Below are 16,978 nucleotides of genomic sequence, written 5' to 3' on the forward strand. Positions count from 1 at the left end.
CTGTAATTGACAAGGGTCTCTACCGTCACTTCTACCGTCAAAACCGCGCACCTTTTATCGGCGCGGGTATGGAGCGACTTACGGACCAGCAACTCTTTCAAAACCATTATCAATCGGAAAAAATGTTACTCCAACTTCATCGAGCAAGCTACGTTCGCTAAGCCCTGAGAAAGCAGCCCCCATCATTACAGGCTCGCAACCCTGAGACGATGAAAATTGAGATAGTCTCTGTGGCCGGGAAGGACAAAGCGCAGCCGTGTAACGCCATCTAGATGCATTACCTTCCGTGTTTCTGAAGATAGCAAATGGGAAACTATTAGACGTCCTTCATCATCAAACGTGATTAGACCTTGATCGAACAGAGCATCGTAGTGAACAGCCAACAGTAAGCCATTAAACGGATCTAGCCTTTCGTTATCGTCAGCCAGCGACCAGGGTTTGGCATGACTGGCCCGCAGCAGGGAAAGTGGCAAGTCGCTACCTGATAGGGCGCAACGCCCTTCCCAGAGTTCCAGCAGGGCTTCTCGAAAGACGTCTTGCCCTATGCGCTGGCGTACTTCGCTAGTGCGCTCCGTCGCCGGGATCGCAGCTAGTCGCGCTTCCACCTTGGCCGTCAAGACCGAGGCTGGATGCGTTTGCAGGGAGTGAAGAACGCGCAGCACCTCATAGAGCTGGGCAGCATCTTGGGCTAAGCCTGCACTGGCCATACCGCATGGTGGCTGTTGTGTTGCAGAGATTAGGCCGATACGCCCCATCGCGTTGGATTCTGGCCCCGCGAGCAAGACCCCCTGCCCGGAGACACGCACAGCCACTCGGATGGAGGTTCCACTGATTCCAGCCAGAAACCAGCCGTCTTCGGCGGTGGAGAGCAAATCGTAGCCGCTGTCGGTTAAGGCTTTGACGACAAGGGTGGGCAGTTCCATTTCGCTCGACATCACTCTTGCTCTCAAAGATCTCGTTTCAGGAGACGATCAGAAGCGGGAGAGCCCCGTAGTTGCATGGCGACCCAAGGCGCCTGTGCGTACTCTTGCGGCGGCGGGGTGGTGGTCGTCACGATGTACTGAAACAGTGGGGCCGATCCGAGCTCTTCCAGTTCATGTACAAGATGAAATAGGCCATGATACAAAGCGAGCCCAAGGTCGGCTTCACGTGGGCTGTCATGAAGCAGGAAAGCCGGGAGTCTCGTGTCACCCTCGATGCTCATGCACAGGGTCGCAAGATCGAAGGCCACGACTTTCAACGAGTCGATGGCCGATGTCGAACGATCTCCGCCCATCTGGACAACTAGGCTCAGCCCGTTTCCGGTCAATCGGATTTCGCCGCTGGCTTCAGGTCCGACCAAACGTCGAATGATCGGGTCGAACTTCTGGGCAAGCTTCGAGAAAGCGGTCGCATTCTGACTTTGCAGTGCCGCGATCCGCTCCCGCGCTTGCTCAATCTCGGTTTGGTGCCTGTCCAGGCGGGCTTCGGCAGATTGCTGCTGTTCGAGCAGCGAGGCCAGGCGCTCGACATCGTCCGCTGCCTTGCGCGCGGCATACCACGCCCCATCGCGCTGCTCGCGAAGCTTCAGCAGGTTCTGGTAATACTGCTCCCTGCGCGTTGCGTCCTGTTTCGCCAATGCCAGCTCCGGCTTTAATTGTTTCAGCAGGGATTGGGCAGATTGGAGGCGATCCTGTTCATCCTCCAGTGCCTTGCTACCGCTCTCCAGCCTAGCCTTGCAAGCCTCCACATCTGGAACCTTGTGTGACAATCCGCATTGGCTCGCCAGAACGCGGTCAATGGGTACCTCGCAAATGGGACAAGGATAATTCTCCGCTTCCTTGAACGAGTAGGCCAATGCCGGATATTCGCCCTTGATCGCGGATATCGCACGCTCGATAGCTGGTATCACAACCTCTTGCCTTCCGATATCAGCCTGGATTCTTGCCACCTCAGCTTGGGCGTTTTCGTGCGCCTGCCGCACGGAATCAATATCCGGAGTTGCGCCCGCACCGCTGGACTGGGTTTGCGCTGCCAACCGCTCCTGCGCCGCTCGACGCAGGATTTCGACACCCAGGGTGCCCTGCGCAAGTTCATCGTCCGTAACGCCAAGCACTTCCAGAAGCTGCTTTCTCAGCTTGCGGATTTCCCAGGCACGGTGGCCTATTTCCTGCTCCTGGCTGCGGCTCGACTCGCTCATCGCGGCGATGTCTACACGGAGCGTCTGTTCGGAGGGGTCGATGGCGTTCAACAGGGCTCGCAGTGCCTCCAGCCTCTCGGTTCGATTCAACCCCCGCGCCGGCGACTCCGAGTCGGATAGCGAGGATCGCCATTCAAGAACATGGTCGAATCTGCATTCCTGATCCCTACTCAACAGCGCCAAGGCAATCTGCCAGGCCTGATGCCCTTGTTTCTTGCCAGCGATCAGATCTCTGACGCCGGGAGTCAGCAGATTCTCTTCGATGGCGTTGAGCAACGGAGACAGGCCCGTGGCCTGCATTTCGCTGAGAACAAGCTCATCGAGATTGCCATCCAGTACCGCGAAATGCCGCCGCCGGATGCCCAAAGGGCGAAGAACGGCCCAACAGGTGCCATCCAGCACGACTTCCATGCCAACCCATCCGTTGGGGAATGCCGAACCGATTCCATTGCGCTGATCTTCGGGAGCAAACTTGTCCTCGCCCAGGCAATAGCGCAGCAGCCTGCAGAACAAGGTCTTGCCCCCGCCATGACCGATGCCATTGTCGTCCGGCGTCCAGACGATGTTCAGGCCTGGACGTAATGGAACATCCCGCAAGGGCGGCTCTCCAGGTTTCTCCCATATCACCAGCCGCCTCACCCATAAACGTGGCTCATGCATCTGTGCCGGCGGAGTGAGGCATAGCGGTTGCTGGAACATGTCAGGCTGTGGCTTCAATCCATCCCCCTATCTCGTCAGGCAATTCGCGAATAACACGATCGAAGTCCTGCCCTCGCGCTTGCAGGAAAACAAGAATCATCTGGGCGCGCCCTTCAGCCCACTCGGCAGCAGGCACATCCAGTTCGGCACCTTTGGCCCAAGTCCCCGCCCCCCGATCTTCAATCAGGCAACCACTGCTTCGCAGAAAGCGCACAGCCCTGCTCCAAGCCTGATTTGCACGCGGTATGAAACTCAATACCGCCCCGGAGAGCGGCCTGGCTTCTTCGCCTACCAGGCGTTGCCAATCCAGAGCATCCTGCGCATCCAGCAAAGGCGTCATCAGCCTTGGCTCAAGCGCCAGGACGGCGGCGAGGCGTACATGGCGCACTGGCCATGGGGTCTCGGCAACCTTGAGCAAGGCGGCCAGGGCCACCCCTGTCTCCGCACCTTCATCCTGTTGTGGTCGTGCCCAGATTCCATCAGGCAGGGATGCTCGATCGACGACCTGCTGAGCCTTAGCTTCAGCATGAGCAGGCAATGCGTCTTCTACCTGGAAACCTCGCTTGAAGGCTTCCAACACCAGATGCTGGGTGCGGTACTGCGCGTGATCGCGACGGGTTTCACCATCGACACTGGCCAATCGAAGGAGTGCGGCTGACGTCTCCCTGTAAGCCCCGAAATCCCGCAGCTCATTGTTTCGGAGCACACGGAAAGTCTCGCTGGGATAGTCTTCGCCGGCCACGTCGGCCGGATCGAGAATGTAACGCAGTTCTTCCTCGGTCAGGCCGTAGAGTCTGGCGTAGCAGGCATCGAGTTCGGCACGCAGATGGGCACGGCGTTCGGGGCGCCAAGGGAAAGGTGGATCGGTATAGCCAAGGTCGGCAGCCCAGTCGGCCAGGTCGTGGGCGGTATAGGTCAGTTCCAGTACCCGCGGGACGATAAAGGCCAGATCGGTTTCGGTATAGCTATCGGGAGGCAACACAGGAAGCTGCTTGATGTAGCCATAGGTGAGATGTGTTCCCCCAACTTTTTGCCGCGCAACGTAATCGAGGACGAGCGAATTCAAACATCCAAGCAAGGCCGCTTGTTTTCTGGGTGATTCGTGCGATAGCCACAATGGCATGGTGTGCCCTACCCCAGCTCTCGGGATCACCGACGCGATAACGGTACGTTCGTCCGTGGTACGGCAAATATCCCGCCAACCCATCAGCCAGCGTGGACTGCGGTGGTCCATCCACTCATCGAGTTCGGTGTACAGGGCACTGTCACGGGCTTCACTGGCAGTTTGTGCGGCGAAGCGTTGCAAGATGGCGAGTTTGTCGTCGGACAGGGAGTGGTCTCTGTCCTGCTGAGCCCATTTGGCGAACTCGGTGATGGCCTTTTTGCCAGTGATTCTGTTATCACGCAGAGCAGCGGCGCAGGCGGGGTAATCACTCGCCAAGGAACGTTCCACACGCGGTGTAGCATTCAGTTTCCGCGCGTCGCTATAGCTGCCGTCAGGTGCGGCGTTACCTGCGTCACGGCGAAAGAGCTCGCCGGCAATCCACTGGGCCAGTGCCAGCCACAAGGCATCCATCGCGTTGCGTCGTGCGTCTGGGGAATTGGCTTGGTAGCCGGCCAACCAAGCCTTGCTGATCGCGCGAGGCACCCGGGCAATCTGCGCCAGCACTTCCTTCTGGTTTACGCAATAGCGTGTTATCGGCGTATACGCGGGGTCGACATATTCTTCCCCGGTGCTGTCCCGGCTTGGCCAGTCTGCGGAGGCGGTGCCGGCAGTCGGGATGAACGTCGCCCATCGGTGATTGAATTGGTGGATCAGCTTAGCTTCGTACAAGGGCAATAGCGGAGGCTCTGGAGCAATGAACAGCGCGCTGTCACTGGTCATGTTGAAGAGTCCCTGCGAGAAACGAAGTCCCCAAGGGTTCGCTTCTGGTTCGATGATTTCTCCTGCTGCATTCTTGACCGCCTCGCGAATCAGTACCGGTGCCTGGCGATAGAGCTTTTTGGTCAACTCTGCGTCGCGTTGGCTGCGGAAGACCGGGCAGGTGCGAGTATTGGGGTTGATCAGCGCAAATTCCTGCGGTGTCAGGGTGAAGTGGCGGCGGGTATCGGCCAAGTGGCTGACCTGAGTGGCGAAGCACACGAAACGCGCGATCTCTGCTTGGCCCAAGGTCAGCAGGCAGAACTTGTAGCTGCGATGCACACCGGGGAAGACCCCTTCACTGTTCTCGAAGTCAAACAGGTTGACCAGCCTGCCCGAACCTGCCACATGGCCAAAAAAATCCTTGGCCGTATCGTCAGTGGCAATACCCGTTGGCACGATAATTCCTGCGTTGCCGTGTGACACCGTACCTTGCAGAAAAGCCTCGGCAAACAATCGATAGGTATTGATTTTGCCAACCGCTGTCAGCGGGTAGCGACTGCTGGCGCGGTAGAAAAGATTGCTCGCATCAAAGCGGCGCTTTTCCTCCTGATAGTCCTGCCACAAACGGGGATGTTCTTGTTCCAGAGCCGCGATGGCACGCTTTCTATGCTCACCCGACAGTGATGCGATTTCGGGGGCTCTGGCTGCAAAGAACTCCTCTTCACCCAGCTGCGATACCTCCCACGGCGGATTGCCCAGCATCACGCTGAAACCGCCTTGCTCAGCGATATGAGGAAAGGCCAGCCACCAGTGCAGCACCCGAGCTTGAGCGCAGGCATGGCGGGCAGCAGTTTCCGCTTCGTCGAGGGTAGGCTCGGCTTCGTTGTGGGCCACCGCCCACAAGTGGCGGGAACTGGGCAGTAGCTGACCCGCTGCCTTAGGCAGCAGGAAAGCGCCCAAGTAGAGGTCGGCCAGCCGTGCCAAGCGGCTCTGCCGGGCGGCCGCGCGGGCCTGCTGCCAGCGAGCCTGCTTGGCGGCTACCTGGCCCAGATCGTCATCGGTCAGTTGTTCCAGCGCGCCAGTGCGGGCGGCCAGTTGCTCCTCGCGGAACAGGTCGCCGCTTTGCAGAGCGCGCTGCCAGCTCTCCCGTTCCCGCTTGTTCTGTTTCTTCAGGGCGGTGACCAGGGTCTTGTCGTCGCCGCTCAGGGGAGTGAAGGCGGCATCCGGCAGACCTCGGTCGAGGATGGCGGGATCGAGTACGCCCAACAGGGCATCACCGCATTGCAGATGGTGATCGAGAAAGCCCAGGGGCTTGTCGGGCGTCATGGCTTCCAACCACAGGGACATGCGCGCCAGTTCCAGCGCCAGCGGGTTCAGATCCACACCGTAGATACAGTGGCCGATGACGTCGCGCAGCGCCTGACGGTAGTCGTCGCCGCTTGGCGTGCCCTGGGCGCGCAACTGCGCCAGGTGATTGGCCAGTCGCCTGGCGGCGGCAAGCAGGAAGTGGCCGCTACCGCAGGCCGGGTCACAAACGGTGATCGACAGCAGTGCGGCCTGCGGGTCGCTGGCACCCGCTATGCGCTGGCGAATGACCGGTTCCAGCGCGGAATTCAGCAGCTCCTGTACCAGGGGATCGGGCGTGTAGTAACTGCCGCTGGTCTTGCGGGCATTGCCCTGGCTTTGCTCGGCATTGGCAAAGCGGAACACGCGGCCATCCTGAGCGACCTGGGGCACCAGTTCCAACAGGCTTTCATAGACGCTGCCCAGCTCTTCCGGCCCCATGTCACGCCAGTTGATGCGGGTGAGGCTGCCGCCGTCAGGTATCCAGGCCAGCCGGTGAGTCGCGGCCAGCAGGGTATTGTTGCCCAGGTCTGCGTGATCCAAATCAGGGCATTGATCGGTCGCGAACAGGCCACCCAGCGCCGGCAGCGCCAACAGCGGCTGCCCGCTGGCCAGCCCTGCAAACACCGGTTTGAGTCCCTGCCAGAGGTCGGTATGGCGATCCCAGGTGCGGCGGCGGCGGGTGCGTTCACGCAGACGACGCAGGCTGTAGCCGTCCTGATACAGACGAATGGCTTCAGGGTCGGCGTGATCCGGGTGCAGCAGACCACGCTCCTCGATGGTCAGCAGGAAGATGAGCCGGTAGACCAGACGCAGTAGTTGCTGGAAGTAATCGTCGGGCGTGAGTTCGCCGCTCGCCAGGCGCTGACGCAAGGCGCCATTGCCGGCTTCGGACAGGAAGCCTTGGCCCAGGGTCTTGAGCGCATCCTCCACACCGATGCGCAGTTTTTCACGGGCACGGGTGCCCTGCTCGCGGCTGGCGGCGTACCAGGCTTCCAGTGCGCATTGTTGTGGCAGTTGCTGGCCTTGGCCGAAGCGGCTGGCGTGGACCAGCAGCCACAACAGTGAGAAGTCGGCGAAGCGCTGCTCAGTAAAGATGCGCTCCAGATCGGCTTCGATCCAGGCCGGGCGAGTCAGGCTGGCATTGTCGCGCGCCACCCGCAGCGACAGGCCATTGCTCGCGATGCCCCACAAGGTGGTGTCGGCCGCATTGAGATAGTCCTGCAACAGCCCGAAGGCGCTGCGCTGGCGCCCGCCATCGCCCAAGTGGCGATCACGCTCCTCCAGACGCTGGTCGCAGGGAGCAACCACCAGCGGCAACCGGCCATCGCAAGCGGTGGCCGTGAGTGGATAGCTGCGCTCATCCAGGATTTGCGGCTCGACGCCGGCAACGATATCGGTAACGCCGAACACTTCGCGCAGCAGCTGAGTGACGAAGCGTTGTGTCAATGCCTGGGCATCGCTTGCACCCGCGCGGGTGGCGGCGAAATCGTTCCAGTGCGCTTCGGCAATACGCCAGTAGCGCCCCAGTTCGTCGCGCAGATTCAGGCCCTTGGGCACCCCATAGTCCGTTGGGGCCTGGTGCGGAGCCTGCAGGGCGGCCACCTTGGCCAGCCACTCCGCCGGCAGCAGTCCACCTTCGATGGCGATCGCATCGAACTGCAGCACGGCATCCTTGCGACGGCTCATGCAGCACCTCCAGGCATCAGGACATAGGCGGCAATGACGTCCACCGGCTTGAGCGCGCGTACTTCATAGCGGCCCCGGGCATCGGCGGCTTCGCGCACGCGCCGGTGATCTGCCAGCAGTCTTTCGGCCTGGGCATCGGCGAGGTGTTCCAGTTGCTCCTGGCGCTGCTGCAACGTCTCCAGCAGGTTGTGCATTTCGCGCTGACGCACCACGTCCGGCAGGTTGCCTTGGGCTGGCGCCTCCAGCCAGGCGAGCAATTGATCGCCCTGGATCTCGACCGGATCGGTACGACCCTGCCAGGCCACGGGCAAGGCTTCTTCGACCAGCAAGGTCTGGTTGCAGCCCTCCCGGGTGGTGCTGATCTGGTGCCGCAGGCGCAGCAACAGCACCGAGGTGACACTCTGCACCGCCGGGCTGCGCCAGACGCCGATCCGGCCCAGCGTGGCCAGTTGCTGGCCGTCATGGGTTGCCGCCATCAAGGAACGCTCCAGCAGTTCGTCGGCCAGGGTGGCGATCAGCGGATGGCTACGGTGGATGAAGCGGCAGCGCGACGCCGGGGGCTGGTTGAAGTCGATGCGCAAATCGCCGTCCACGCCTTCGGCTGCAAGCCGCTCGCGCAATGCTGCAGGCAAGGCGCTGATGGGCGCGGTAGCTCCGCGGGCGCGCAGCGACAATCCTGCCCCCAGGCGCGCCATGGCTTGGGTGGCAAAACGCTTGACGTCATCGCTGCTACCAAGCACGGCACGCATGCGCTCCCACTCCGGCAGTACGTCAGCAGGCCGCAAGCGGCGCTGGGCAAAGACGGTGCGGTTCTTCTTGGCTTTTTCGGCCAGGTCGGTCCAGCGAACGTCGAGTGCCCGGCTTTCTGGGTATTGATCGAAATCAAAGGAGCGTTGTGGGCCGCCTGCGCGCTCGCTGCGCAGCATCACGGCCTTCATCAGCGCCTGAGTAAGGGTATGGTCGTCGTCGGGCAGTGGCACCGGCACGCCCAGTTCCTGGCGGATCTTTTCCGCCTTGCGCAAAATGACCTGCAGCACGGCACCGTCCACCGGGTTATTGGCGCCATAGATCAGGGTGGCGCGCACCTTGGGGCTGGTCTGACCGAAGCGATCTACCCGACCTTCGCGCTGCTCATGACGCGTGGGGTTCCAGGACAGGTCGTAATGAACCACGGCATCGAGGTTTTCCTGCAGGTTGATGCCTTCGGACAGGCAGTCGGTAGCGATCAGCAGGCGACGCTCGGCTTCGCCCAGGGCATCGACACGGCGCTCCCGCTCTGCGGCCGGAAATTCACCCGTCACCACGTCCACGGTGACGCCTCGGAATCTGCCCGCCAGATGGTCATGCAGGTAGCGGGCGGTGGCGATGTAGCGGCAGAACACCACGGGATTGAAGCCATCGTCGATAAGCTGTTTGAGATGGCTGCAGAGCAGGCGCAGTTTGGGATCGCTCTCTTCGCCGGCCAGCGTCTCGGCCTTGTTCAACAGGTCGAGCAGGGCAGGATCGCCGATGTCAGCAGCTGGCACCAAATCGTCTTCGCTCAGGGCATCTTCCGTGCCATCGAACAACGGGCCGAGGATCTCTTCAGGCGCCTGTTCCACCTGCTCGGCCAGCAGGCGGGTGCGCAGGGCCTGTACGGCCGCCGCCGGGCTGCTGGCGACGCAGCGCATCAGCGCCAGCGTGCCCCAGAAGCTGAGGCGCTGACTCCGCTCGTCCCCACCGGCGCGTTGCACCACTTCACGGCAGTAGTCGAGCACGTCCTGAAAGAAGTTTTCCCACAGGCCACCAAGGCGATAGGTCAGCTCGGCCGTTTCGCGCTGGGGGAAGATGCTGCCGTCCTGCCATTCGTCGATGTCGGGTCGGCGCCGCTGCACGAAATGCAATGCCAACTGATCGCGCAGCCGTTCCTTGGTATCGCCGCTGGCTGTCGCCAGCGCAGCGAACTCCGGCTTCAACAGCCCCAGCAAGCTGTAGAACGTGTCCTGGTCGCCGCTGTGAGGAGTGGCGGTGAGCAGAACCAGGTGGCGTGCTTCGTTGGCTGCCAACGCACGCAGCAGCTCGAAGCGCAGCTGCCGGCCCTGGCCCGCGCTGACGCAGGTGTGGGCTTCGTCGACGATGACGAATTCCGGGCAGGCGCGGATGAAGTCGTGACGATGGCGCTCGGACTTGATGTAGTCGAGGCTGACGACGGTGACCGGATGCACCTGAAACAACGATTCACCGACCGGGATGCCTCGCTCCAATCGGGCCGCACTGGTCGCGGTGACAGCAATCGCGTGCAGGTGAAAGCGGTCGTTGAGTTCGCGCACCCACTGTTCGACAAGGTGCGGCGGACACAAGATGGCCATACGCTGGATCTCGCCGCGATCCTGCAGTTCGCGTGCGATCAGGGCGGCTTCGATGGTCTTACCGATCCCCACGTCGTCGGCGATCAACAGGCGCACCGGATCAAGACGCAACGCCATCAACAGCGGCACCAGTTGATAGGTACGCGGCTCCACCGCGATGTTGCCGAAGCTGCGGAAAGGGCCGGCACCGCGACGCAGCGCCATGCGCAGCGCATCGGAGAGCAGGATGGCTTCGCCCTGACTGCCCTCCAGCGAGGGATCGGGTGGTGGGAAGTGAGCGGATTCGATGCCAGGTTCCAGATCGATGTGGATCAGTGCGCCCTCTTCTTCGGTGCCGGACAAGGGCCGCAAACGTAACAACGGAGGAACGCTGCCTGGCTGCACGATCCATTCGCGCCCGCGCGCATGGATCAGCGAACCCAGGCGCTGGAACAGCATCGGCCAGGCGTCGGTGTCGGCAGGGAAACGGATAAAGGTATAGCCGCGATCTTCCCAGGCAGCCTGCAAGTCGCGCGGGGTATCGGGCAGGGCGATGGCGGCGTAGTGGTCGGGCCAGTGCAACAAGGTCAGACCTTCGATATCCACGCTTGCCGGGGGCTGACCATCCGGCAGGTGCGTAGCCGCCGCCTGTCGCCACTGGCCTGCCCAGCCTGACGAGGCTTCCGGTTCGAGGGGCAGTAAAGGTTCGGCCTCTTGCTGCTGGGCCATGGATTCGACCTGTGCCAGGCGCCAGAGAATGTGAACCGCTTCTGCGTCGCGGCGATCGATCAGTTCGTGATCGGGCTGGTTGTAATAGGACAACAGGCAACGGTAGCACCCCGCGACGCAGCGAGTGTCCGGCTGTTCCTGGCGGCTCTCGAACGTCGGCCATTGTCCACCGTCGACCGGTACGTCGTAGTGCATGATGCGCAACGCGTAGCGCGCCGCCTGTTGCAGCGCCAATGGATCGTTGACCAGCCGGGTAAGCACGCCTGCGCCGCCTTCGGTCGCTTCATAGAACAGCACGCCATTGCGGTGGTGGAGATCGGGCAAGGCCTCGGCCAGCAACTCAGCCTCTTCGAGCTGGAAGGCTGCTTCAATGCCACGCTTGAGCGCATGCTGCAGGGTGACGAAGGTCTGTTCATCCCAGGCGCCGCAAGGTTGCAGCAGCAGGGCGTTCTTGTGATCCTGGACATAGGGAACAACGCGTTGCGGTGGCAGGCGATCCCCTTCGTTGGCGGTGTTGGCCGAACGACGCTCCTCTCCTTCCCACCACCCCGTCCGGGAGTTGATGAAGAAGCCGAAGTCATTCGGTTGCCGACGCCGGCGCAACCCCTTGTTGATGCGGGTAATGGTGGCACCGGCACCGTAGCGCAGGGTACATATCTCGCCTTCGCTGTCTCTGGCCAACACGGTGCGCACGTCGATGCGGCGATTGCGGATCGCCCAGCGGAAGGTGGTCTGAAGCTCGAAGGCCTGGCGCTGGCGCTCCTCGTCGTTGGCGGTAATGCGCTCGGTGGGCTCAGTATCGACGTTGTCGATGCGATACAGGCTGTTGATCTTCAGCGCATCCAACAGCGATTGGTCGCAGGCGTGGCAGTCGTTCCAATGGGACTCGAAGTGCGCGGCGCCGCAGTTCGAGCAGATGCGTACCGACTGGGTGCTAAGCGTGCCACCGGCACTGCCGGGATCATCAGATGACAAGGCAATGCGAGCGCGAACCACCCTGTAGGCGCGGCCTTCGTGATACACCAGGCTGCGCGGTCCGAACTCGGAAAGCGCCAGAAAGCGCGGGCGCTGCAGGAAGGTATTGCCACCCCGCACATCGGCACGACCGGGTACGTAGGCCATCAGCGGCAGCCGCGGGAAGTTGTAGCCTGGGAGGAAGCCCTCGGTGGCCAAATAGCGGTAGGTGTAAAAATCGCTGGAGAAGGAGTCGCGGCCGTGCAGGAGCAGCTCGATCTGATCGGAGGCCTGCCGCCAACGGCGCTTGGCATCGTCGCGCTCGCGCTTATCGGTGATGGCGTAGTTGTTCAAGGTTTCGTTGGCCAGGCGCTTTTGCCGCTCCGCCGACGTGAATAGATCCCGCCAGCGATTGAACGCACGATGGAAGGCCTCCGGTGCCGATGCAATGGCCGCCTGGGCATAGGCCTGGCAATCGGTGAACCACGGAGCGCGTTCGGGCGTCAGGTGTTCCTCCACCATGTGCAGCACGTTGATGGCTTGCCGGGTCGCTTCGGCCGTCACCCCCTCCTGACCCAAGGCTTCGACGATGTGCGCTCGCACGGGCAGTTGCGGTACGCCGGGATCGACGATGTTGGAAATCGAGCTGTCGAGCTCCTTGCGGCTGGCGGCCAGCCAGACAGCCTGTAGATGGCTCTGGATCAGATCCTGGTTGGCCAGATCCAGCAGCGGCGCCTTGACCACGCCATGCACCATGGCGGTGGGGTCACGGAAGAAATACTGGTCATGCGGGCTGCGCGCGGCGCAGTAGGTCACCACCAGCGCCGCCTGACCACTGCGACCGGCACGGCCGGCGCGCTGTACATAGTTGGCGGGCGTGGGTGGCACGTTCCGCAGGTACACGGCATTCAGCGCCGAGATATCCACGCCCAGTTCCATGGTCGGTGAGCAGAACATCAGGGGCAGGAAGCGCGTGGGCTCGCCCTGCTTGTGGGCAATATCGTGCAGTTCGCCGTCGGTCAATGCTTCCCGCTCGCTGTTGCCGAAGCGAAAGCGGCTTTCGCGCAGCGCACGCAGTTCACCATCGACCTGAGCGGTATGTTCGCGTGCCTCCAGCCCGAACAGGAAACGATCCCGTTGCCCAAGCATCGCGGCGATCGCTTGGTATTGCTGTTTGAAGAACGCGTTCGGCCGGGTGCCGGATGCATTGCCCAGATGGAATCGCACCCGGCCGGCATTGAGCCGAAAGCCCGGTACGTTGAACAGAGTGTGTTCATCCCTGCGAATGAATCCGCCCTCTTGTGCGGCGCGGATCATGGCGTTCAGCAAGGCCTGATAGTCGGCACGTCGCAGGTTGGCCGCCGCCGGCTGCTCCCATATAGTCGAGCTACGCAGGCTCTTTCCCAGGGCCGTCTGCAGTCCGCCGCGCAGCACCAGTTCTTCATCCTTGCCGCGCAATGCATTCGCATTGGGAGGCTGAAGGAACAGCCAGCGCCAACCGAGCAGGCGCTCTTCCCGGCCGATGCCCCATGGGTTGCGCAGCAAGCGCAAGGCTTCGTCCTTACGCTGCTGCAACAGGTTGGGATCGAGGGCGGCGGCATCCACCGCCAGCCCTTTGCGCATGTAGTCGAAGAGGCAACGGAAGGCTTTTTCACGCGCCAGTGGCGTCGCGTTTCGCAGCAGGTCAGGCGCTTTGTCGAAACGCACCGCCTCATTGCAAAATGCCTGCAGGCCGGAGTAGTCCGCCTCCAGCAACCCCAGTTCTTCCAGGTTCGGATTGGTGTAGCGCCAACCACGACGCTGATCGAACCAGGCGCGGTACGCGAGCACGAAGCGCAAGGCCTCCTCCGCATCGGCCAGGTTCCGACCGACCGATTGCGGTTCCTGCATCCACTCCCCCCGGTGGCTTTCTTCCGGGGTTTCCGTCGTGCTCAGTGGCTGATCGAAGCCCAAGGCCGCGCGCACTGCCGCACCCAGTCCACTGTCGCCCAAACCCGCCGTGCCGGCTTGTACCAACGCCCGATAGATCGCGCCGCGCAACAGACTGACGAAGGTGAAATCATTGAAATGGCCCGCCTGGAGCGCTGCATCCTGGCGGTTGTCGGTGAAGCCAAGCAGTTTTCGCTTGTCCGAGCCAATGGATGGCTGACCGTGCATCCAGCGCAGCGCACTGGTGGTCAGCAGCGTCGTCGCCGAGCTTCGCCCTTCCGCAGACAGCGCCGAAAGACGATTGCTGTCCTTGCCCTGGGCGCCATGCACCGTGCGGCAACGCAAGCAGTAACGAAACTTGCCGGGCAAGAACCAGGCCTCCTGGCCTCGCCCAACCCTGCCATTGCCTTGAATCGAGAGTTGTTCCGCCTCCAGGCGCTGATGGGTGCGCTTGAACCTCACCTCACCATGTCGCGTGATCTCGATCCAGGACTCCGGATAGTCCTCTACCTTGCCGGTAAATTCGATGGGATCGTTGGCGTTCAGGGGCAGCAGGAAGCCCAGCCGTTCGCCAATGGCATCCTCTTCGACTTCGGAGGCGTCCGTGTCGTCGTCCCGCATTTTTGGCATGTCGTCAATGTCGCGGGCTAGCACCTCCCAACCGGCATCGTCCCGACGCATCCTGACCGGGTGGTACTCCTGCCCACAATCCCGGCAGAAGTGCGTGGAGTACAACCGTTTTTGCTCATCTCCGGGCAGGAACTGCTGTCCCTCCAACTCAACGGGGCGTGTCCCCGGAGCATCGAGGGTCGTGAACACGACGCCAGCACCGCTGATGAACTGGTGGAGACGAAAGGCGAAGAAGGCTTTTTCGCTGCCGTGCCCATCGGGACGACGACTCTTTTCGGGTTGGGCTGCCAGCAGCAACATGGCGCGCAGCATGGCACCCGCAATCACTTCATCCCTTCCCGACTCTTCGGCCAGGCGCTCGGTGGCCTTGGCAAAGGTCAGGGGATTAGCACGAACCCATTTCCCTCCCTGTTCGCGCGTGATGCCAAGGCGTGTTTCCACCCAGATCGCCAAAGGATGTTGTCGCAACGTGGCATCATCGGCATGCGTGGAAACGCCCGCGTCGATGGCGGCGCCCAGTTGCGATCTGACCGAGTCGGCAGTCTCGGATGGCTCTGTAGCCCGTTCCAGATCTTCGGTGACGACATTGAAGGGTGATATCTGGGTTGCAAACAACGTGGAGGCAACGGAAGCGACTTTTTGGTTGCGATCTTCCTGACTGCCGCCCGAAGCCATCGTGGCGGACGTGCCGATGCACTGCAGGTACTCCGGTGCCAGCCGTTCTCGAACGCGCCTCACCAACATGGCCACGTCGGCGCCTTGCCGTCCGCGATAGGTATGCAATTCATCCAGCACCAGAAACTGCAGGCCGGCGCAGTTGGCGATCACCCGGCTGTCGGTCTCGTTCTGCCGAGTCATGAGCATTTCCAACATCATGAAGTTGGTCAGCAGAATGTCCGGCGGGTTATCCCGAATCCGATCCCGCTCCTCCTTGCTTTCCTGGCCGGTATAGCGCGCGAAGGTTACCGGCCCATCGTTGCCTACGAACTTGATCAGCTCTTCGCGCTGACTGTTGGCCAGAGCGTTCATTGGGTAGATCACGATGGCGCGCGTTCTGGGCATGCTGTCGTGGGCCTTGGCGCGCAGCACCGCATCTACGATCGGGATGAAGAAGCACAACGATTTGCCCGAGCCGGTTCCCGTGGTCACTACGTAACTCTCGCCTCGGGCGGAGAACGCGATCGCCTGTTCCTGGTGGGTGTAGAGGTCAATGGGAAATAGGGCGGCCGTTGCCGCCAGCAATTCGTTCGTGGCGGCAAGCTGTTGTGTCGAACGCCCCTGGCGATAGCGCGGATTGATCTGTATCAACGGCTCCGGCCAGTAACGGCCGCCGTCATAGGCCGCATGAACGCCCGAGCGGATATCTTCCGCCCGAATGGAAGTGAAAGAACTCGCGAACTGGCTATAGTCCTCGATCAACTGGCTTCTGAGTGAGAAAACATCCATCGTCTCGTCCTCTATTGATCTTCGTTGATCGTGCTATCAGGGCCGGCTGCCGTAATGCGCTTCCATTTCGCCCCCCGTCCCTTGCCCGTTGATTCGATCAACCCTTCCGATTTCATCGCCCGTAACACCAGCCGCACCATGTCCCGGCTAACGCCTGGGCAGGCTTCTTCGATTTCGGAAATCGAAAACGGCAGACTGCGCCCCAGCACTTCTGCGCGCACCCGGTCACCTTTGCTGCCGCGGCCACGCTCGATGGTGCCGACACGCTCCTCGAATTCGCGGTAAGCCCGTAGCAAAGCACCCCAGAAGTAATCGAGCCAGGGTTTGACATCGTGCTGCCCCTGATGCCAGCCCTGCGAGCTGGCTTCCAGCGTCTCGTAATAGCCTTCCTTGGTGTCCTCGAAGATGCGTTCCAGACTGATGTAGCGGCCCACGGCATAGTCGAAGTGATAGAGCAGCAACAGGGTCAGCAAGCGGGACATGCGGCCGTTACCGTCTGGGAAAGGGTGGATGCACAGGAAGTCGAGCATCGCCAGCGGCACCAGTACCAAGGGGTCGGCCAGGTGCTGATCCAATGCGGTCGCGTAGTACCGGGTCAGATCGGCCATGACCATCGGCGTCAGGTGCGCAGCGATCGGCTGGAAGCGCAGCCGCGACGTACCGTCGGGATGCCGTTCGATGATGTCGTTGTTGGTTGCTTTCCAGCGCCCACCCGCTTGAGGCATGTAGCGGTAAAGCATGGTATGCAGTTGCAGCACCACGCCTTCGGTGAAGGGCATGTCTGTGGCGGACTCGTGGAGCAGCGCCAAGGCGTCGCGGTAGCCAGCAATCTCCTGTTCCGAGCGACTCTTTGGCGTTGCGTTGCGGTTGACCAGGGACTTCAACCGCGAGGGCGCGACGACAACACCTTCCAGCCGGTTAGAGGACTCGGTGGATTCAACCACCGCGATCTGGCGTAGACCCTTGAGAGCTTCAGGCGACTGCGCAGCGTATAGCTGTTGCTTGCCTTGGTACTCACCCAGTGACCGCAGCGTAGCCGCCTGAATGCCATCGAAGCGAAGCGCGGCGAGGTACTCGGGGGTAAGCGAGTGCATGGAAATGTAAGTCCGGGCTGTCAAATGGGACAATCATATACGTTAAATGGGGTATTTGTCTCGAAAATACCTCATTGCCCCCCCCCCCTTGGAC

General features: G+C 61.6%; 5 protein-coding genes. All 5 read right to left on the reverse strand.

The genetic code is table 11. From position 1 onward, the window contains the following. Positions 1-185: 185 nt before the first annotated feature. Positions 186-923: an HNH endonuclease gene (locus tag FFS27_RS02110; RefSeq protein WP_124291410.1), complete on the reverse strand. Its 738-nt coding sequence runs from the start codon at positions 921-923 to the stop codon at positions 186-188. Between the two features lie 23 nt (positions 924-946). After that, positions 947-2,776 carry a chromosome segregation protein SMC gene (locus FFS27_RS02115; RefSeq protein ID WP_225030862.1) on the reverse strand — a complete coding sequence of 610 codons (1,830 nt, stop codon included), beginning with the start codon at positions 2,774-2,776 and terminating at the stop codon, positions 947-949. 103 nt (positions 2,777-2,879) lie between these two features. Further along, complete coding sequence (locus tag FFS27_RS02120; protein ID WP_058133421.1) at positions 2,880-7,775, reverse strand: Eco57I restriction-modification methylase domain-containing protein; 4,896 nt, start codon at positions 7,773-7,775, stop codon at positions 2,880-2,882. Beyond that, positions 7,772-15,790 carry a DEAD/DEAH box helicase gene (locus FFS27_RS02125; RefSeq protein ID WP_137951923.1) on the reverse strand — a complete coding sequence of 2,673 codons (8,019 nt, stop codon included), beginning with the start codon at positions 15,788-15,790 and terminating at the stop codon, positions 7,772-7,774. Before FFS27_RS02125 ends, FFS27_RS02120 begins: the two co-directional genes overlap by 4 nt. 11 nt (positions 15,791-15,801) lie before the next feature. Beyond that, on the reverse strand, positions 15,802-16,884 hold the full coding sequence (locus FFS27_RS02130) for a Fic family protein (protein ID WP_034019854.1): 1,083 nt from the start codon (positions 16,882-16,884) through the stop codon (positions 15,802-15,804). Between the last annotated feature and the right edge of the window lie 94 nt (positions 16,885-16,978).

Source organism: Pseudomonas sp. 2VD (genome assembly GCF_005503585.1).
GTDB classification, from domain to species: domain Bacteria; phylum Pseudomonadota; class Gammaproteobacteria; order Pseudomonadales; family Pseudomonadaceae; genus Pseudomonas; species Pseudomonas aeruginosa.